14 protein-coding genes are annotated in these 19,204 nt (G+C 67.1%); 11 read left to right on the top strand and 3 right to left on the bottom strand.

The features are described 5' to 3' along the window. Positions 1 to 177 precede the first annotated feature (177 nt). From DWF00_RS25825 to DWF00_RS25815, 3 genes are all read left to right on the top strand, one after another. Entirely contained in the window at positions 178 to 3,735 is a 3,558-nt protein-coding gene (locus tag DWF00_RS25825) for an indolepyruvate ferredoxin oxidoreductase family protein (protein WP_425453182.1), read from the top strand. Positions 3,736 to 3,937: 202 nt separating this feature from the next. Further along, a complete protein-coding gene (locus DWF00_RS25820; RefSeq protein WP_114828324.1) occupies positions 3,938 to 4,612 on the top strand; it encodes a Crp/Fnr family transcriptional regulator in 675 nt (224 codons plus the stop codon). Between the two features lie 187 nt (positions 4,613 to 4,799). Further along, on the top strand, positions 4,800 to 5,993 hold the full coding sequence (locus tag DWF00_RS25815; RefSeq protein ID WP_114828325.1) for an MFS transporter: 1,194 nt from the start codon (positions 4,800 to 4,802) through the stop codon (positions 5,991 to 5,993). Between the two features lie 73 nt (positions 5,994 to 6,066). Here the strand turns inward: DWF00_RS25815 and DWF00_RS25810 are convergent, their stop codons facing one another. Continuing rightward, positions 6,067 to 6,819, bottom strand: a complete 753-nt coding sequence (locus tag DWF00_RS25810) for a bestrophin-like domain (protein ID WP_114828326.1) — start codon at positions 6,817 to 6,819, stop codon at positions 6,067 to 6,069. Positions 6,820 to 7,124: 305 nt separating this feature from the next. On the opposite strand from DWF00_RS25810, the gene DWF00_RS25805 reads away from it, so the two are divergent. From DWF00_RS25805 to DWF00_RS25770, 8 genes are all read left to right on the top strand, one after another. Then, positions 7,125 to 9,059, top strand: coding sequence for an AMP-dependent synthetase/ligase (locus DWF00_RS25805; RefSeq protein ID WP_181832557.1), 1,935 nt, complete (start codon positions 7,125 to 7,127; stop codon positions 9,057 to 9,059). After that, positions 9,059 to 9,877 carry an ABC transporter ATP-binding protein gene (locus DWF00_RS25800; protein ID WP_114828476.1) on the top strand — a complete coding sequence of 273 codons (819 nt, stop codon included), beginning with the start codon at positions 9,059 to 9,061 and terminating at the stop codon, positions 9,875 to 9,877. The genes DWF00_RS25805 and DWF00_RS25800 overlap by 1 nt, the downstream gene beginning before the upstream one ends. Positions 9,878 to 10,259: 382 nt before the next feature. Continuing rightward, positions 10,260 to 11,174 (top strand): branched-chain amino acid ABC transporter permease, encoded by a 915-nt coding sequence (locus DWF00_RS25795; protein ID WP_114828477.1) that lies wholly within the window; start codon positions 10,260 to 10,262, stop codon positions 11,172 to 11,174. 10 nt (positions 11,175 to 11,184) lie between these two features. Next, the gene (locus DWF00_RS25790; protein ID WP_114828328.1) at positions 11,185 to 12,264 is read left to right on the top strand and encodes a branched-chain amino acid ABC transporter permease; all 1,080 of its coding nucleotides are present in this window, start codon (positions 11,185 to 11,187) and stop codon (positions 12,262 to 12,264) included. 106 nt (positions 12,265 to 12,370) lie between these two features. Continuing rightward, a complete protein-coding gene (locus DWF00_RS25785; RefSeq protein WP_114828329.1) occupies positions 12,371 to 13,702 on the top strand; it encodes an ABC transporter substrate-binding protein in 1,332 nt (443 codons plus the stop codon). A gap of 192 nt (positions 13,703 to 13,894) precedes the next feature. Further along, complete coding sequence (locus DWF00_RS25780; protein WP_114828330.1) at positions 13,895 to 14,740, top strand: ABC transporter ATP-binding protein; 846 nt, start codon at positions 13,895 to 13,897, stop codon at positions 14,738 to 14,740. A gap of 24 nt (positions 14,741 to 14,764) precedes the next feature. After that, positions 14,765 to 15,448, top strand: coding sequence for a zinc metallopeptidase (locus DWF00_RS25775; protein WP_114828331.1), 684 nt, complete (start codon positions 14,765 to 14,767; stop codon positions 15,446 to 15,448). Positions 15,449 to 15,467: 19 nt separating this feature from the next. After that, complete coding sequence (locus DWF00_RS25770; RefSeq protein ID WP_114828332.1) at positions 15,468 to 16,700, top strand: phenylacetate--CoA ligase family protein; 1,233 nt, start codon at positions 15,468 to 15,470, stop codon at positions 16,698 to 16,700. 268 nt (positions 16,701 to 16,968) lie between these two features. Here DWF00_RS25770 and ung read toward each other — a convergent pair whose 3' ends face one another. Both ung and DWF00_RS25760 read right to left on the bottom strand, forming a co-directional pair. After that, positions 16,969 to 17,670, bottom strand: a complete 702-nt coding sequence (ung, locus tag DWF00_RS25765) for a uracil-DNA glycosylase (protein ID WP_114828333.1) — start codon at positions 17,668 to 17,670, stop codon at positions 16,969 to 16,971. Next, complete coding sequence (locus DWF00_RS25760) at positions 17,667 to 19,187, bottom strand: bifunctional metallophosphatase/5'-nucleotidase (RefSeq protein ID WP_114828334.1); 1,521 nt, start codon at positions 19,185 to 19,187, stop codon at positions 17,667 to 17,669. Before DWF00_RS25760 ends, ung begins: the two co-directional genes overlap by 4 nt. Between the last annotated feature and the right edge of the window lie 17 nt (positions 19,188 to 19,204).

Below are 19,204 nucleotides of genomic sequence, written 5' to 3'. Positions count from 1 at the left end.
ATAGCATCACAGCCTTCGCCCGCAAACGGGGCCAAATCGCGGCGCACAAATTGGAACCGTCCCAAGCTGATTGACGGCTCGTGGAATATATGTCAGCATTGCTGACATAATATCAGGTTGGAGGCTGGGCCAACCCGCCCCATATTTCCGTCAACGGACGATCGTGGGAGGTCGGCCATGGCCGAGATGCAGCAGAAGTCCGGCGTCACCGCTCAGGCCGATGCCAGCGGTTTGCGCGAGGTCGCGCTCGACGACAAATACGACCTTACCAAGCAAAAGATCTTCCTGACCGGCACGCAGGCCATCGCCCGCATGCTGATGGTCCAGCGCGAGCGCGACAGGCGGGCGGGGCTGAACACCGCCGGCTTCGTCTCCGGCTATCGCGGCTCGCCGCTCGGCGGGCTCGACCAGCAGCTGGCGCGCGCCGGCAAGCAGCTCAAGGCCTCGAACGTCGTGTTCCAGCCGGGCCTGAACGAGGACCTCGCGGCGACAGCCGTCTGGGGCACGCAGCAGGCCGAACTGCAGGGCGAAGGCCGGTACGACGGCGTCTTCGCGCTCTGGTACGGCAAGGGGCCGGGCGTCGACCGCTCCGGCGACGTGTTCCGCCACGGCAACATGGCCGGCACCTCGCCGCATGGCGGCGTGATCTGCCTGATGGGCGACGACCACACCGCCGAATCCTCGACCAACGCGCACCAGACCGAATTCGTCTTCGTCGACCGGATGATGCCGATCCTGAACCCGGCCGGCGTCCAGGAGATCATGGACTATTCCCTGCACGGGCTGGCGCTCTCGCGCTTCGCCTCCGTGTGGGTCGGCATCAAATGCGTCAAGGACAACATCGAATCGACCGCGTCGGTCGACGGCTCGATCGACCGGGTCGAGATCGTCACGCCGAGCGACTTCATCATGCCGCCGGGCGGCCTCAGCATCCGCCGCGAGCTCGACTTCCTCGAGCAGGAGAAGCGGCTGCACATCCACAAGCGCGCCGCGATCCTGGCCTATCTGCGCGCCAACAAGCTCAACCACACCATCACCTCGGGCGGGCAAAAGCCGCGCATCGGCATCATCACGGTCGGAAAGTCCTATCTCGACGTGCGCCAGGCGCTGGACGATCTCGGCCTCGACGAGGTCAAGGCGAACGATCTCGGCATCCGCCTGTTCAAGGTGGCCTGCCCCTGGCCGATCGACCCCTCCGAGCTGAAGAGCTTCGCCGAAGGGCTCGACCTGATCATGGTGGTCGAGGAGAAGCGCTCGCTGATCGAAGTGCAGGTGCGCGAGGAGCTCTACGGCTCCGAGCAGCAGCCCATGGTGATCGGCAAGAAGGACGAGAACGGCGACTGGCTCTTCCCGGTCCATGGTGCGCTCGACCCCAACGACGTCGCGATCGCGCTCGGCGCACGCCTGCTGCAATACCAGGACGATCCCGGCCTGCGGGCGCGGCTGGAGGAGATCGCCAAGGCGCAGGGGCGGCTGGCGGAGGCGCAGGACATCGCCAAGCGCACGCCCTATTACTGCTCGGGCTGCCCGCACAACACGTCGACCGTGGTCCCGGAGGGCTCGCGCGCCTATGCCGGCATCGGCTGCCACTACATGGTGCAGTGGATGGACCGCGAGACCTTCGGCTTCACCCAGATGGGTGGCGAGGGCGCGAACTGGATCGGCGAGGCGCCGTTCTCGACCAGGCCGCACGTCTTCCAGAATCTCGGCGACGGCACCTACACCCATTCCGGCTCGCTCGCGATCCGCTGGGCGGTCGCGGCCGGCGTCAACATCACCTACAAGCTGCTCTATAACGACGCCGTCGCGATGACCGGCGGCCAGCAGGCGGAAGGCCACCTCTCGCCCGACCAGATGGCCCGCCAGATTGCCGGCGAGGGCGTGCAGCGCATCGCGGTGGTCACAGACGAGCCGGACAAGTACGCGCCCGGCACGCAATGGCCGGCGGGCACGACGATCCACCATCGCGACGATCTCGACGTCGTGCAGCGCGAACTCGCCGGGGTGCCGGGCGTCTCGCTGCTGCTCTACGACCAGACCTGCGCCACCGAGAAGCGGCGCCGGCGCAAGCGCGGCACCTATCCCGATCCCGACAAGCGCGTCATCGTCAACGAGCTGGTCTGCGAGGGCTGCGGCGATTGCGGCGTGCAGTCGAACTGCGTCTCGGTGCAGCCGCTCGAGACCGAGTTCGGCCGCAAGCGCCAGATCGACCAGTCGAACTGCAACAAGGACTTCTCCTGCGTGAAGGGCTTCTGCCCCTCCTTCGTCACCGTGCATGGCGCGCGGCCGAAGAAGGCGGAGCCGAAGCGGCTCGATGTCGGCGCGTTCGGCTCGGCGGAGATTCCGGAGCCGGTCGTGCCGGAACTCACCCGCAGCTTCGCTGTCGTGGTGACCGGCGTCGGCGGCACCGGCGTGGTGACGATCGGCGCCATCCTCGGCATGGCCGCCCACCTTGAAGGCAAGGGCTGCGGCATGATCGACATGGCCGGCCTGGCGCAGAAGGGCGGGGCGGTGTTCAGTCACGTCAAGCTGGCGCCCAAGCCCGACGCGATCCACGCGATCCGTGTCGCCGCGGGAGAGGCCGACCTCGTGCTCGGCTGCGACCTCACCGTCACCGGCTCGAAGAAGGTGCTGGGCGCGATCAAGCCGAGCGGCTCGACCGTCGTCGTCAACACCGCCGAGAGCATGCCGGGCGACTTCACCCGCAACGCCGATTTCTCGCTGCCGATCGAGCGGTTGAAGCGCGGCATCCTCTCGGCCGCCGGCCGCGAGCAGACGCATTTCGTCGATGCCACGGCCGCCGCGACCGCCTTCCTCGGCAATGCCATCGCCGCCAACATGTTCATGCTCGGCTACGCCTGGCAGTTCGGCGGCGTGCCGCTGTCGCGCGCGGCGCTGCTCAGGGCGATCGAGCTCAACGGCGAGGCCGTCGCCATGAACAAGCAGGCCTTCGAGCTCGGCCGCCGGGCGGCGCATGATCCGGCGGCGCTGGTCGCCTCCTTGGCCGAGGCCAAGGCGCCGACGCAGGCGCGGCACATCTCCGAGTCGCTGGAGGAGATCATCGCCCGGCGCGTCGACTTCCTCACCGCCTACCAGAACGTGGCCTATGCGGCGCGCTACCGCCACCTCGTCGCCAAGATACAGGTCAGGGAGACTCAAGTGTTGCCGGGGCAGAGCGCGCTGGCCGAGACCGTCGCGCGCTACCTGTTCAAGCTGATGGCCTACAAGGACGAGTACGAGGTGGCGCGGCTTTATGCCGACGGCTCGTTCCAGAAGCAGGTCGCCGCGACCTTCGAGAAGGACAGCGCCTCCGGTCAGAAGCTGCGCTACGAGTTCCACCTCGCGCCGCCGCTGATGGCCAAGGTCGATCCGAATACCGGCGTGCCGCGCAAGATGAGCTTCGGCCCGTGGATGATGAGCGCGTTCGGCCTGCTGGCGAAGCTGAAGGGCCTGCGTGGCACCGCCCTCGACGTGTTCGGCTACACCAAGGAGCGCAAGACCGAGCGCGGGCTCATCGCCGATTACGAGGCGGTGCTGGATGAGATCCTGGCCAAGCTTTCGCCGGAGAACCACGCGCTCTGCGTGGCGCTGGCGGCGATCCCGGAGAAGATCCGCGGCTTCGGCCACGTCAAGGAGCGGCACCTGGTTGCGGCCAAGGCCGAGGAGGGCGAGCTGTTGAAGCGGCTGCGCGACGGCTCGGCCCAGGCGCTGGAAATGCCGCGGGCGGCGGAGTGATTCCTTCTCCCCTTGGGGGAGAAGGTGCCCCGTTAGGGGCGGATGAGGGAAGGATTGCACAAGCTCAACCGTCCTTCCCTCATCCGTCTCGGCTTCGCCGAGCCACCTTCTCCCGCGAGGGGAGAAGGGTAACCTTGAGCTTCCCGCGTCCGTTGCCCCATACTGAGCCGGCACAGCCCGCATCAGCCCCGGTGAGCCTGCCTTGATCCCGCCCGAAGACCTGCGCCGCATCGCCGCCTGGTCCCGCGACCTCAAGCCGGAGGAGTTCGAGGAGGCGCGGCGCGGCGTCAGCCTGAAGAGCTACGGCAAGGGCAACTACATCTGCCATGTCGGCGACAGGCTGGAATCCTGGACCGGCGTCGCCGAGGGGCTGGTCAAGATGAGCACGACCTCGAAGGAGGGCAAGTCGGCGACGCTGGCGGGGCTGCGCGCCGGTGCCTGGTTCGGCGAGGGCACCGTGATCAAGGCCGAGCCGCGGCGCTACGATCTCGTCGCGCTGCGCGACACCAGGCTCGCGCTGATGCGGCGCTCGACCTTCCTCTGGCTGTTCGAGCACTCGGCCGCCTTCAACCGCTTCCTCGTGCACCAGTTCAACGAGCGCCTGGCGCAGTTCATCGCGCTGGCCGAGAACGACCGCATGCTCGATTCGACGGCGCGGCTGGCGCGCAACCTGAGCTGGCTGTTCAACCCGATCCTCTATCCCGACCTCGACCGGACGCTGTCGATCTCGCAGGAGGAGCTCGGCCTGCTCGCCGGCATCTCCCGGCAAATGGCCAACCAGGGCCTGGCGAAGCTGGCCGATCTCGGGCTGGTCGAGATCGGCCATGGCGCCATCACGATTTTGGATCTGGAGAGACTCGCGCGCTACGAGGGATAGGGCGGTTTCCGATAAGCCTGAACCGTCATTGCGAGCGTAAGCGAAGCAATCCAGGGGGATTGCGCTCGACGTCCCCTGGATTGCTTCGCTGCGCTCGCAATGACGGGGAATACCGACGCGCTTCTCTCTATTGCCAACCGCCGCTAGATCGGCGACCACCGCTGCAGCGCCGCGGATGAGCTCAGCCATGCCACAGACTGCCAGCCGGTTCGAAATCGGCCTGCTCTACCTGATCGGCGTCGTGCAGGGCCTGGCGCTGGTCTCGTTCCCCGCCGCCAGCGCGATCCTCGTCAGCCCCGCGGGCTTTGCCCTGTCCGGCACGCAATATGGCGCGATGTTCATTCCGCAGGTCGTGCTGGCGATTTTTGCCGCGGCCTTCGGCTCGTCGCTGTCGCGCCGGCTCGGGCTGCGCGGCGTGCTGCTGCTCGGGCTGTGCGGCAACGTCCTATCGATGGCGCTGCTGGCCGCGAGCGCTCTGCTGATCGGCTCTCCGTCGGCGTTCATCGTGCTCTGCCTGGCGACCGCGACGCTCGGGCTCGGCTTCGGCTTCACCACCATGACGCTGAACACGCTGGTCCAGGGCTTCGCCGCGCCGCGCCCGGACTCGGCCATGCTGGCGCTGAACGGGCTGATCGGCCTCGGCACGGCGCTGGCGCCGCTGCTGATCGCGCTCTTCACCTGGCTCGGCATGTGGTGGGCGCTGCCCGCCCTGATGAGCCTGCTGCTGGCCGTGCTGCTGCTCGCGACGCTGCGGGCGCCGCTGAAGCTGCCCTATGACGCGACTAGTGGGTCGCAGGGCCTGCCCGGCCGCTTCTGGGTCTATGCGGCGGCGGTGCTGCTCTACGGCATCGTCGAGACGCTCAGCGGCAACTGGGCGGCGCTCTACCTCTCGACGCAGCGCCAGGTCTCGCCGGAGAACGCGGCCTTCGCGCTCACCGCCTTCTGGGTGATGCTGACGCTCGGCCGCATCCTCTTTGCGGTGCTGGCGCGGGCGCTGCCCGTGCGGCTGGTCTATCTCGGCCTGCCGCTCCTGCTGGCTCTGGCCTTCCAGCTCGTGGCGCGGGCCGAGAGCGCGCAGGCCGGCATCGCCGCCTTCGCGCTGGTCGGCCTCGCCTGCTCGGCCATCCTGCCGCTGAGCCTGAGCTTCGCGGGCAAGGAGTTCCCCGCGCAGATGGCGTCGATGCTGGGCGCGCTGATCGCGTTCTACCAGCTCGGCTACGGCATCGCGGCCTTCGGCGGCGGGCCGCTGGTGGACAAGGTCGGGCTGCAATATTCGAGCGTTTTCGCGCTGGGGAGCCTGGCGGCGCTGGCGCTTGGGGCGGTGGCGTTTTGGGTGGCGCGGCGGGGCGCCGAGCCGATGGCGGGGCGGAGCAGGAGCTGAGGCGGTAGGCGCCGCATGCGGGGCAGGACGTGGCGCGAAGAACGCCGCCGCTGCGATCTCCGACCGGGCGCGTTCAATGCTGGCCGAGGCGCTCCAGCGCCAGCCGCAGGGGTGTTTCGGACACGCGAATGAAGCCAAGATATGGGTGATCCATATCGATGATCAGCACGAGCGCTCCGGTAACGGAGAGGGTGCAGACGAGCAGGGTGGCCATGACTGTCGCGTTGCCTGGAGCCAGCAGCCCGAAGGAGCCAAAGAGCAGCGCCAGCCAAAAGACGAGGAAGACGAGGAACAGCCCGGGAAACCCTCCCGCTTCGGTCTCCGCCCGCAGCCACCGTGCTTCCGCGATCTGCCCGCTGAGCTGCAGCGCGCGCCCCTGAAGCCAGCGTTGGCCATCGGTCTGGGGGGACAGGTTTCGCAGCCCGTCCTGCACGGCCTCGATATCGAGGCCATCGTCGAGCGTCGTCTTGTTGATGGCCTGGGGCCTGTTGCCGTTTACGCGCGTCTCCATGACCCTGCGCAAGGTGCGGCGCATCTCCGCAGCCTCCGGCCCATAGTGCATCATGACGCGATCGAGCAGGAGCACGCGCGCCGCGGCGGTTCTCAGCTCCGCGCCGGCGTCGTCGAAGGAACGCTTGGCGGACGCGATCAGAAGGCCGAGGGCAAGCGCGGACAATGTCCCGATGACGGCCGTGGCAAGCTTGATCGCATCCCGCGAATCCACGTCCAGATGATGTTCCGGCAGGCGCGAGCGCAGGAACATTCCGAGCAAGGCGGTGCCGAACACGCACACGAACGCAATGCCGCCGATTTCGAAAGGGCTCATGGCAAGCGCCTGGGGGGAGGGCGTGGGGCAGGACTTTGGCGCGGCTGGCCGCGATAGCTCAGGCAGCCCGAACGATGAGCGTCCGCACTCGCTCACACTTCGGCGGGACAATAGCGACCAAATACCAGATTGTCTGTCAAGCCCCCACTTGCGATGATGGGGCCGTCCTGCAACCCTTGCATGAACAATAAGGGTCGAAACGACCCGAACGAGGTCGCTGCCATGTACGGCGGCCGCTCAGGGAGGAGAACGGCATCGTGGCGAGCATCGCTGCCGGCCAGGCGGATACGTTTCCGAAATTGCTGATGCGCAATGCGCGCGAGCGTGGCCAGCGCACCGCGTTCCGCCATAAGGACCTCGGCATCTGGCAGTCCTGGACCTGGGCTGAAACGGCCGAGCAGATCCGCGCCTATGCCAGGGGATTGCAGGATCTCGGCCTGAAGCGCGGCGATAAGGTCGCGATCATCGGCTACAACCGGCCACGGCTGTACTGGTCGATGTGCGCGGCGCAATGGCTCGGCGCGGTGCCGGTGCCTGTTTATGCCGACTCGGTGGCCGAGGAGATGGCCTATGTGCTGGATCATGCCGAGGCGGTCTTCGCCTGCGTGCAGGACCAGGAGCAGGTCGACAAGGTGCTCTCGATCGCCGATCGCCTGCCCCGCCTGCGCCAGATGCTCTATGACGAGCCGCGCGGCCTGCGCGACTACGACCATGGCAAGCTGCACGATATCGGCGACGTCATCGCCTCCGGCGCCAAGGCCCTGAAGGACGGGGCCGCCGGCGAGGCGATCGATCGCGAGATGGAGCAGGGCGCGGGCTCCGACCTCGCCATCATCCTCTACACGTCAGGCACGACCGGGCGGCCCAAGGGCGTGATGCTCAGCCATTTCAACGTGATCACGGCGGCCGAGATCGGCTGCCAGTTCGACGGGCTGAACGAGCAGGACGAGGTCATCGCCTATCTGCCGATCGCCTGGGTCGGCGACCACGTCTTCTCCTACGCGCAGGCGATCGTCGCCGGCTTCTGCGTCAATTGCCCGGAGGGGCCGGAGACGGTGATCGAAGACCGGCGCGAGGTCGGCACCACCTACGCCTTCGCGCCGCCGCGCGTGTTCGAGAACATGCTGACCATCACCATGGTGCGCATGGAGGATGCCGGGCCGCTGATGCGCCGGATGTTCCACTACTTCCTCGGCGTGGCGAAGCAGCATGGCGAGAAGATCCTGAACGGCGAGCCGGTGCCGCTGGGAGCGCTGCTGCTCTACAAACTCGGCGACATGCTGATCTACGCGCCGCTGCGCAACCGCTTCGGCCTGACCAAGATCAAGGTCGGCTATACCGCGGGCGAGGCGATCGGCCCGGAATTGTTCAAGTTCTACCGCTCGATCGGCGTGAACCTGAAGCAGCTCTACGGGCAGACCGAGGCCGGCATCTACATCACCATGCAGCCGAACGGCGAGATCCGGGCGGATACGGTCGGCCGGCCGGCGCCGATGGTCGAGATCAGGCTCGATGAGAACGGCGAGGTGCTCTACCGCTCGCCCTCGATCTTCGGCGGCTATTTCAAGGACCCGGAGAAGACGGCGGAGACGATGACGGCGGACGGCTATGTCCGCTCCGGCGATGCCGGCTTCTTCGACGAGACCGGCCACCTGAAGATCATCGACCGGGCCAAGGATGTCGGCAAGCTCAACTCGGGCGAGCTGTTCCCGCCGAAATACATCGAGAACAAGCTCAAGTTCTATCCCAACATCAAGGAGGCCGTCGCCTTCGGCCAGGGCCGCGGCTACGCCACCGTGGCTGTGAACATCGACCTGACCGCGGTCGGCAACTGGGCCGAGCGCAACAACGTCGTCTATGCCTCCTATCAGGAGCTGGCCGGGCACGACCTCGTCTACGACATGGTCGCCAGGCATATCGACGAGGTGAACCGGTCGCTCGCCGCGGAGCCGATGATGGGCGGGGCCCAGATCAAGCGCTTCCTGATCCTGCACAAGGAGCTCGATGCCGACGATGGCGAACTGACGCGGACGCAGAAGGTGCGGCGCGGCTTCATCGCGGAGCGCTACGCGCCCTTGGTGGCTGCGCTCTATGACGGGTCCGAGGCCGCCGACATCTCCACCGAAGTCACCTTCGAGGATGGCCGCAAGGGCGTGATCTCGGCGCGGGTCAAGGTGCGCGACGCCAAGACCTACCCGGTCACCGCGCCCGAGCGACCGGCAGCGGCGAGGGCGGCATGATGAATGCGGAACCGCTGAACGTGACGGGCACGCCGATCCCCGCGGGGAAGGGCGAGGTGCTGCTCTCGGTCCAGAACGTCTCGCTGCGCTTCGGCGGGGTGAAGGCGATCTCGGACGTCTCCTTCGACATCCGCAAGGGCGAGGTCCGCGCCATCATCGGCCCCAACGGCGCCGGCAAGACCTCGATGCTGAACTGCATCAACGGCTTCTACCAGCCGCAGGAAGGGCAGATCACCTTCAAAGGCGTGCGCCGGGACAAGATGAAGCCGCATCGCGCGGCGGCGGCCGGCATCGCCCGCACCTTCCAGAACGTCGCGCTGTTCAAGGGCATGTCGACGCTCGACAACATCATGACTGGCCGCACGCTGAAGATGAAGCGCGGCTTCTTCTGGCAGGCGCTGCGCCATGGCCCGGCGATGAACGAGGAGATCGAGCACCGCAAGGTGGTCGAGGACATCATCGACTTCCTGCAGATCGAGCACATCCGCAAGCTGCCGGTCGGCAAGCTGCCCTATGGCCTGCAGAAGCGGGTCGAGCTCGGCCGTGCCCTGGCGATGGAGCCCGAGCTCCTGCTGCTCGACGAGCCGATGGCCGGCATGAACCTGGAGGAGAAGGAGGACATGTGCCGCTTCATCCTCGACGTGAACAACCAGTTCGGCACGACGATCGCACTGATCGAGCACGACATGGGCGTGGTCATGGACCTGTCCGACCGCGTCGTCGTGCTCGAATACGGCCGCAAGATCGCCGACGGGACGCCCGACGAGGTCAAGCGCGACCAGAAGGTGATCGACGCCTATCTGGGAGTGGCGCATTGATGCGGGCGATCGTGATCATCAGCGCTCTTGGCGGGCGCGACCTGCCCCCTCCCCCCGCTTGCGGTGGGGAGGGCTGGGGTGGGGGGGCGAGTGCCTTGGCACGCCCGTCGCGCTTCATCCTGCACGCCCCCCCATCCCTAACCCTTCCCCACCGCAAGCGGGGGGAAGGGGACCTGTCGCGGCCCGTCCAACCTGCCGCGCCCGCTTGCCTGGAGGCCCGGTCATGAGCGACATCGCCACACGGCCCGCTCCGAACCTCCTCGCCAATGGCTGGGTCAAGGCCGGGCTCATCCTCGTAGCCGTCGTGGTGCTGGCCATCGTCGGCGCCAAGCTCGACGGCTCCGGCACGCTCTACGCCGTGCTGATCGACCCGTTCCAGCAGATGGTCACTGCGCCGGACCTGCTGGTGCAGACAATCTGGGAGGGGCTGGTCTCCGGCGTGCTCTACGCGCTGATCGCGCTCGGCTTCGTGCTGATCTTCAAGGCCTCGGGCGTGTTCAACTTCGCGCAGGGCATCATGGTCGTGTTCGCGGCGCTGACGCTGGTCGGCCTGCATGAGAAGGGGGTGCCTGCCTTCCTGGCGGTCATCCTGACGCTCGGCGTGATGTTCGTGCTCGCGGTGACGATCGAGCGCGTCGTGCTCCGGCCGCTGGTCAACCAGCCCGACATCATCCTGTTCATGGCGACCTTCGGGATCACCTATTTCCTGATCGGCTTCGGCGAGGCCGTGTTCGGCGGCAGCCCGAAGCAGATGATCACCGAGCAGCTCTACCTGCCCAAGGGCGCGATCGACGCCAAGATCCTGGGCGGCTTCGTCTCCTTCCAGAAGATCGACATCGCCGCGGCGATCATCGCCTCGATCATGATCGCGGCGCTGGCGCTGTTCTTCCAGTACACCCGGATCGGCCGCGCACTCAGGGCCGTCGCCGACAGCCACAAGGCGGCGCTCTCGGTCGGCATCTCGCTCAACCAGATCTGGGTGATCGTCTGGTTCACCGCCGGCATCGTCGCGCTGATCACCGGCATCATGTGGGGGGCGCGCTCGGACGTCTCCTTCGCGCTCGAGATCGTGGCGCTGAAGGCGCTGCCAGTGCTGATCCTCGGCGGCTTCACCTCGATCCCGGGCGCCATCGTCGGCGGGCTGATCATCGGCATCGGCGAGAAGTTAGGGGAGTTCTACTGGGGGCCGCTGATCGGCGGCGGCATCGAGAGCTGGCTCGCCTATTTCATCGCGCTCGGCTTCCTGCTGTTCAGGCCGCAGGGCCTGTTCGGCGACAAGATCATCGAACGAATCTGAGGGCTGCCCCGTGTTCTACCGCGAAGCCGGCCAATACAAGACGACCTACGCCGCCGACATGGCCGTGTTCCCGATCCGGCAGGACCGGATCGGCCTCGCCGTGATCCTGGCCATCGCCTTCATCGGCATCCCGCTGATCGGCAACGACTTCTTCATCGCGACGGTGATGATCCCGTTCCTGGTCTTCTCGATGGCGGCGATCGGGCTCAACATCCTGACCGGCTATACCGGGCTGATCTCGCTCGGCACCGCGGCCTTCATGGGGGTCGGCGCCTATTCCTGCTACAAGCTGACGACCCTGTTCCCGGGCGTGAACATCATCGTCCTGATGCTGGTCTCCGGCCTGTTCTCGGCGGCGATCGGCGTGCTCTTCGGCCTGCCGTCGCTGCGGATCAAGGGCTTCTACCTCGCGGTCGCGACGCTGGCGGCGCAGTTCTTCCTGCAATGGTGCTTCGTGCGGGTGCCCTGGCTGTTCAACTACAACGCCTCGGGCGCGATCGAGGTGCCGCAGCGCGACCTGTTCGGCATCGCCGTCACCGGCCCCGCCGCCCTGCCGGAGACGCGCTATTTCGTCTGCCTCGGCCTCGTCGTGGTGCTGACCTGGTTCGCCTCGAACCTGGTCCATGGCCGGCTCGGCCGCTCCTGGATGGCGGTGCGCGACATGGACATCGCCGCCGAGCTGATGGGCATCAAGCTGCTCAACACCAAGCTCATCGCCTTCGCCGTCTCATCCTATTTCGCCGGGGTGGCGGGCGCCATGATGATCTTCCTCTGGTACGGCGGCGGCGAGGCCAACGACGTCTTCACCATCCGGCTCTCGTTCAACATCCTGTTCATGGTCATCATCGGCGGGCTGGGCTCGCTGATCGGCTCCTTCTTCGGCGCGGCCTTCATCGCCAGCCTGCCGACCATCCTGAAATTCGGCCTGCCGGCGCTCGGCGTGCCGCTCTCGGGCGCAGCGGCCGAGCACGTCACCTTCATGCTGGTCGGGGCGCTGATCATCATCTTCCTGATCGTCGAGCCGCATGGGCTGGCGCGGCTCTGGCAGATCGGCAAGCAGAAGTTGCGGACGTGGCCCTTCCCGTACTGAGCGGAGAGACGGCCCAAGAACACGATCCGGCGCCAGTGCAAGCGGCGGGCAGGAGAGGACGGCAGGCGAGCCATCGCATGACCGGTGCAACCACGGAGGAAGCAAAATGAAGAAGACCAATCTGATGAAGGGCGCGGCGCTCGGCGCGCTGCTCGCGGCCGGCGCCGCGGTTGCGCCGGCCTCGGCCCAGGACAGCGTCTATTTCGCCAACAACGCCTATCGCACCGGGCCGTTCTCCGGCTCCGGCATCCCGATCGGCGACGGCATGCGCGACTACATCACCATGATCAACGAGCGCGACGGCGGCGTGAACGGGGTCAAGGTCGTCTACGAGGAATGCGAGACCGGCTACGACACCAAGAAGTCGATCGAGTGCTACGAGCAGGCCAAGTCGAAGAACACGATCGTCTACTCGCCCTGGTCGACCGGCGCGACGCTGGCCGCGATCCCGCGCGCCCATATCGACAAGATCCCGATCCTCTCGATGGCCTACGGCCTCTCGGCCTCGGCCGATGGCACCAACTTCCCCTGGGTCTTCATCCCGCCGATGACCTATTGGGACGGCGCCTCGATCATGGTCCGCCACATGGCGGCCGAGCTCGGCGGCATGGACAAGCTCAAGGGCAAGAAGCTCGGGCTGATCCATCTCGACGCGCCCTTCGGCAAGGAGCCGATCCCGGTCCTGGAGAACCTCGCCAAGAAATACGGCTTCGAGCTGAAGCTCTACCCGGTGGCGGCGGCCGACATGCAGAACCAGGGCTCGCTCTGGCTCTCGATCCGGCGCGACCGGCCGGACTATCTCTACAACCAGGGCTGGGGCGCGATGAACCCGACCGCGGTCAAGGAGGCGATCAAGAACAACTTCCCGATCAACAAGCTGGTCGGCGTCTGGTGGGCCGGCGGCGATGACGACGCGCGCGCCGGCGGCGCCGAGGCCAAGGGCTACAAGTCGCTGAACTTCAACGCCGCCGGCCAGAACTTCCCGGTGGTCCAGGACATCCTCAAATACGTCGTGGAGAAGGGCAAGAGCACCACGCCGAAGGAGAAGGTCGGCGAGAACCTCTACAACCGCGGCGTCTACAACTCGATGCTCGTCGTCGAGGCGATCCGCAACGCGCAGAAGCTCACCGGCAAGAAGGTCGTCAACGCCGAGGACATGCGCCGCGGCCTGGAGAGCCTCAACGTCAGCGAAGCCAGGTTGAAGGAGATCGGCATGGGCGGCTTCGCCACGCCGACGACGATCTCCTGCACCGACCATTCCGGCCACAGCAAGGCCTATGTCGCGGAATGGGACGGCACCAAGTGGACCCAGAAGGGCGATTGGCTGGAGCCGCTGAAGGACGAGGTGCGCCCGCTGATCGAGGCCAACGCCAAGGACTATGTCGAGAAGGCGACCGGCTGGCCGAAGCGGACCGAGCCCTGCGAGAAGTCGTCCTAGCCTGATGAGTGCTGCGCCGCGCTCCCTTTTCCCCTTGCGGGAGAAGGTGGCTCGGCGAAGCCGAGACGGATGAGGGGTCGCACTGCCATTTCAGGCTTGGCGGCTCGAACGAACTTTTGACGCGTAGCGCGACCCCTCATCCGGCGCTGCGCGCCACCTTCTCCCGCAGGGGGAGAAGGGAAGGAGCGAGTCATGTCGTCCACCGCCACCCTCGACAAGCCGGCCGCCACCGCGACGGACACGATCCTCGCGCTGAACAATATCGAGGTGATCTACGATCACGTCATCCTGGTGCTGAAGGGCGTCTCGCTGACCGTGCCGCGCAAGGGCATCGTCGCCATCCTCGGCGCCAACGGCGCCGGCAAGACCACGACGCTGAAGGCGATCTCGAACCTGCTCAAGGCCGAGCGCGGCGAGGTGACCAAGGGCTCGATCATGTTCAATGGCGAGCGCGTCGACCGGATGTCGCCGAACGAGCTCGTCAGGCGCGGCTGCATCCAGGTGATGGAGGGGCGGCACTGCTTCGGCCATCTCTCGATCGAGGAGAACCTGCTGACCGGCGCCTTCACCCGCCGCGACGGCAACGCCGCGATCAAGCGCGACCTCGAGAAGATCTACGAGCTTTTTCCCCGCCTGAGGCAGCGCCGCAACTCGCAGGCCGGCTACACCTCCGGCGGCGAGCAGCAGATGTGCGCCGTCGGCCGGGCGATGATGTCGAAGCCGAAGATGATCCTGCTCGACGAGCCCTCGATGGGGCTGGCGCCGCAGATCGTCGAGGAGATCTTCGAGATCGTGCGCCGGTTGAATGCGGAGGAGGATGTCTCCTTCCTCGTCGCCGAGCAGAACACCAACATGGCGCTGCGCTACGCCACTTATGGCTACATCATGGAGACCGGCCGCGTCGTGATGGATGGCGAGGCGGCGATGCTGCGCGAGAACGAGGATGTGAAGGAGTTCTATCTCGGCGTGGCCGAAGGCGACAAGAAGTCGTTCCGCGAGGTCAAGAGCTACAAGCGCCGCAAGCGCTGGCTCTCCTGACTCGCGGGGGTATGGTCCGGGGCGATGCTCTATCTCGTCATCGCAGTTCTGGTGATCGCCCTGATCTTCGGACCGCAGGCCTGGGTCCGCAGCCAGATGCGGAAGCACGCCGCGGCGCGGCCGGACCTGCCGGGCACCGGCGGCGAGCTGGCGCGCCACCTGCTCGACCGCTTCCAGCTCGACTGGGTCAAGGTCGAGACGACCGCGACCGGCGGCGACCATTACGATCCCGAGGCGCGTGCGGTCAGGCTCTCGCCGGAGAACCATGACGGGCGCTCGATCACGGCCGTGGCCGTCGCGGCGCATGAGGTCGGCCATGCCATCCAGCATGCGCAGGGCAGTTCGCTCTTCGCCTGGCGCACGGCCTTGGCGCGCTTCCTCGGCATTTTCGACAAGGTCGCGATGGCGATCCTGGTCACCGCGCCGCTGGTTGCGATCGTGACGCGGGTGCCGGCGATCGGCCTGATGCAGTTCGGCTTGGCTGTCGCGTTGCTCGGCATCGGCCTCGTCGTGCATCTCGTCACCCTGCCGCTGGAGCTCGATGCCAGCTTCGGCAAGGCGCTGCCGATCCTGACGGGCGACGGCTATCTCCACAGCGACGACCTGCCGGCGGCGCGCGGCGTGCTCAGGGCTGCCGCCTTCACCTATGTCGCAGGCGCGCTGATCGGGCTGCTCAATTTCCTGCGCATCCTGCGCATTCTCCGCTGAACGGGAGAGGACCAGATCGATGAGCGAGCATTACGACGATCTCGAAACCCGCTCGCCCGCGGTGCGGGAGGCCGATCTCTTCGCCAAGCTGCGGCCGATGCTCGAGGCCGCGCTGAAGACGCCGGGCTACTCAGCGCATCTGAAAGGTGTCGATCCCGCGGCGATCACCGACCGCAAGGCGCTGGCGAAACTGCCGATCCTGCGCAAGGCCGAGATGCCGGCGCTGCAGAAGGCGGCGCTGCCCTTCGGCGGCTTCGTCGGCGCGCCGCTCGGCTCCTTCGGCCGGCTCTTCACCTCGCCCGGGCCGATCTTCGAGCCCGAGGGTACCGGCATCGATCCGTGGGGGGCGGCGCGCGGGCTCTATGCGGCGGGCTTCCGGCGCGGCGACGTCGTGCTCAACACTTTCAGCTATCACCTGACGCCAGGCGGCTTCATCATGGACTCCGCCGCGCGCGCTCTTGGCTGCGCCGTGATCCCGGCCGGTCCCGGCAATACCGAGCAGCAGATGGAGGTGATCTCCGCCTACAAGCCGCAATGCTACGCGGGCACGCCCGACTTCCTGAAGATCCTGATCGAGGCGGCGGAGGTCCGCGGCGTCGACATCTCCTGCATCAAGCGCGCCGTGGTGTCCGGTGCGGCCTTCCCGCCATCCTTGCAGGACTGGGTCAAGGCGCGCGGCATCGATGCCTACCAGCTCTACGCTACGGCCGACTTCGGCGTGATCGCCTATGAGACCTCGGCCCGCGACGGCATGGTGCTGAACGAGACGATGATCGTCGAGATCGTCAGGCCGGGCACCGGCGATCCGGTGGCGGAGGGCGAGGTCGGCGAGATCGTCGTCACCAATCTCGACCCGTATCATCCGCAGATCCGGCTGGCGGTCGGCGACCTCACGGCGGTGCTGCCGGGGGCGAGCGCGTCCGGCCGGAGCAACGCGCGGATCAAGGGCTGGATGGGCCGCGCCGACCAGACCGCCAAGATCAAGGGCATGTTCGTGCGGCCCGAGCAGGTCGCCGAGATCGCCCGGCGCCATGCCGAGATCGCCAAACTGCGGCTGGTGGTCGGGCGGGCGAACGAGGTCGACACGATGACGCTGAAGGCCGAGATCTATGCCGAGCCGATCGGGTTCGTCGATGCGGTGTCCTCGACCCTGCAGCAGGTGACGAAGCTCAAGGGGGCGGTAGAGATTTTGCCGCTCGGGGCTCTGCCGAATGATGGGAAGGTCATCGCCGACGAGCGGCCGATTGGTTGACGCTGCGATGCCCGAGTGGAGCGCGGGGAACCCTCTCCTGTAAGGAGAGGGCAGGGTGAGGTGTAGGCCAGAACACCAGTCAAGCGGATCGAGAGCCGCTTTCTCGTCATTGCGAGCGTAGCGAAGCAATCCAGAAGGTCTCACTCGACGGCCCCTGGATTGCTTCGCTACGCTCGCAATGACGGCAGGCGCGGTCAAGTCACGGCAGCAGCGTCCAACGGCCTACACCTCACCCCAACCCTCTCCTTACAGGAGAGGGCTCCCGCGCTTACCAGTCGATGGCGTGCTGTCCGTTTCGTTCCAACCACTCATTCGCCCGGCTGAACGGTTTCGAGCCGAAGAAGCCCCGCCTTGCCGATAGAGGCGATGGATGCGCGCTGGCGATCACGTGATGCCGGTTCTCGTCGATCAGGCCGCGCTTGGCCTGCGCCGGCGCGCCCCAGAGCAGGAACACGACATGCGGGCGCGAGCCGGAAACAGCCGTAATGATCGCGTCCGTCACCGCGCCCCAGCCGAGCGTGAGATGCGAGCCCGCCTTGCTCGCGCCCTCGCGCACGGTCAGCGCCGTGTTGAGCAGCAGCACGCCTTGCTTGGCCCATGGCGTCAGGTCGCCGCTGGCCGGCGCTGGTTCCCCGAGGTCCTCGGCGCGCTCCTTGTAGATGTTGACCAGCGAGCGCGGCAGTGGCGGCGGGCCGACATAGGAGAAGGCGAGGCCGTTGGCGTGGCCGGGCGTCGGGTAGGGGTCCTGGCCGAGGATGACGGTGCGGACCTCAGCGAGCGGCGTCCGCTCCAGCGCGGCGAGGAAGCGCTCGGGCGAGGGGGCGACGACATGGCCGGCGGCGCGCTCGGCATCGGCGGCAGCCGCGGCGCGGGCCGCAGCACCGCCCGGCGCGAAGACCGCAAGCTGGCGCCAGCCCTTGCTCGCCGGGCTCGCCAAAAATTGCGCGAGCGCCGCGGCGTAGCCGCTCACTTCAGGACGATCCGGCCCTCGACCTTGGCGTCGACCGTGCCGAGCCGGCGCAGATAGACCATGGTCTCGTTCGCCATCAGCTTGCCGTCGGTGAGGCCGATCAGCGTCTTGCCGCGGCCGAGCGCGGTGTAGCCGTCGCCGCCCGCGAGCATGAAGTTGTTGGAGGCGACGGTGTAGGTCGCGGCCTCGTCGATCGGGTCGCCATCGACGGTGATCGCGATCACGCGCTGGCCCACCGGCCGCTTGACGTCGGCCTCGACCTTGAAGCCGGAGATGACCGGGAAGCGGCCCGAGCCCTGCGGCGCCGGCGCGAGCCCGTTCTCGATCGCGTCCTTGACGTCCTTGCCGGTGATCTGGACCATGATCGAGGCGTTGCCGAAGGGCAGCTCGGAGAGCACGTCGCGGCGGGTCAGCTTGTGGCCGGCGGCATATTGCTTGTTGGCGCGGATGCCGCCGGCATTGCTGATCGCGAGCTTGGCGCCGGTGGAGGCGCAGAGCGCGTCGGCGATCAGGTTTCCGATCGCGGTCTCCTGCGTCCGGATGACGCCGGTGCGGGAATCGAGCGGGGCGGCGAGCGTCGCGATCTCGACGTCGAGCTCCTTCGACAGCTCGGACTCGTAGCCCTTGACGATGGCGTTGACGTCCGGATCGGGCGTGGCGCCGCGGGAATCGTTGACGCGGAAGGTCGGCGTCCACGTCACCTGCCTTGCAGCGCCCTCGCCGGTCGCGGTGGCGGCGATGTCGATCGCGGTGACGTAGTTGCCCTCCTCGTTCGACTCGACCATCACGACCTTGCCATCATAGGCGATGGCGAGGTCGTGGTCGTGGCCGGTCAGGACGATGTCGACGACGCGCGAGCGGACGATCTCCAGGTCCATGGCGCGGTCGGCATGGACGACGGCGACCAAGATGTCGGCGCCCTGCGATTTCAGCGTCTTCGCCTCGCGCCGCAGCGCCTCCATGGTCGAGGAGAATTTCAGGTCGCCGGGATTGGAGATCTGCGGCGTCGGGTCATAGGCGGTGCCGATGACGCCGACCTTGAACCCGCCGAGCTCGAAGAGCTGCGAATCCTTGTGGCCGGGCAGCGCGTTGCCCGCGGCATCGCGCAGGTTGGCGGCAAAGGTCGGGTAGGTCTGGGCGGCGACGAGCTTGAGGTAGTTCTCCTTGCCGAAGTCGAATTCGTGATTGCCGGGCACGAAGACGTCGAGCCCGAACTTGTTCTGCATCGCGACGATATGGGCGCCCTGGTCGAAGCCCGACATCAGCGAGGGCGAATAGCAATCGCCGGCATGGCAGAACAGCACGGGCACGCCGCGGGCCCGCTCGGCCTTGGCGATGCCGGCGGCGCGGGCGAAGCCGCCGCGGCCCTTGTCGTCGCTCATCTTGTAGATGTCGTTGACCAGAAGCAGCGTGAAGGCGGGGGCCGGCTGCTGGGCGCGGGCGACGGGCGCCGTCGCGGCGAGCGCGGCCGGGGCGGCGATGACGCCGAGGGCGTTGCGGCGGGTAAGCTTGGACATGAAGTGGACTCCCTGCG

Origin of the sequence: Allobosea caraganae, from assembly GCF_003351345.1 — a bacterium.
Taxonomy (GTDB): Bacteria; Pseudomonadota; Alphaproteobacteria; order Rhizobiales; family Beijerinckiaceae; genus Allobosea; species Allobosea caraganae.
The sequence above is the reverse complement of the archived record's forward strand: the minus strand, read 5'-3'. Positions and strand labels throughout refer to the sequence as shown.

Bases quoted from the DNA above. Each gene is read 5' to 3' on its own strand.
- DWF00_RS25785 (WP_114828329.1), top strand. From the start codon at position 12,371: ATGAAGAAGACCAATCTGATGAAGGGCGCGGCGCTCGGCGCGCTGCTC.
- DWF00_RS25770 (WP_114828332.1), top strand. From the start codon at position 15,468: ATGAGCGAGCATTACGACGATCTCGAAACCCGCTCGCCCGCGGTGCGG.
- DWF00_RS25795 (WP_114828477.1), top strand. From the start codon at position 10,260: ATGGTCACTGCGCCGGACCTGCTGGTGCAGACAATCTGGGAGGGGCTG.
- DWF00_RS25825 (WP_425453182.1), top strand. From the start codon at position 178: ATGGCCGAGATGCAGCAGAAGTCCGGCGTCACCGCTCAGGCCGATGCC.
- DWF00_RS25810 (WP_114828326.1), bottom strand. From the start codon at position 6,819: ATGAGCCCTTTCGAAATCGGCGGCATTGCGTTCGTGTGCGTGTTCGGC.
- DWF00_RS25815 (WP_114828325.1), top strand. From the start codon at position 4,800: ATGCCACAGACTGCCAGCCGGTTCGAAATCGGCCTGCTCTACCTGATC.
- DWF00_RS25780 (WP_114828330.1), top strand. From the start codon at position 13,895: ATGTCGTCCACCGCCACCCTCGACAAGCCGGCCGCCACCGCGACGGAC.
- DWF00_RS25805 (WP_181832557.1), top strand. From the start codon at position 7,125: ATGCGCAATGCGCGCGAGCGTGGCCAGCGCACCGCGTTCCGCCATAAG.
- DWF00_RS25775 (WP_114828331.1), top strand. From the start codon at position 14,765: ATGCTCTATCTCGTCATCGCAGTTCTGGTGATCGCCCTGATCTTCGGA.
- DWF00_RS25760 (WP_114828334.1), bottom strand. From the start codon at position 19,187: ATGTCCAAGCTTACCCGCCGCAACGCCCTCGGCGTCATCGCCGCCCCG.
- DWF00_RS25800 (WP_114828476.1), top strand. From the start codon at position 9,059: ATGAATGCGGAACCGCTGAACGTGACGGGCACGCCGATCCCCGCGGGG.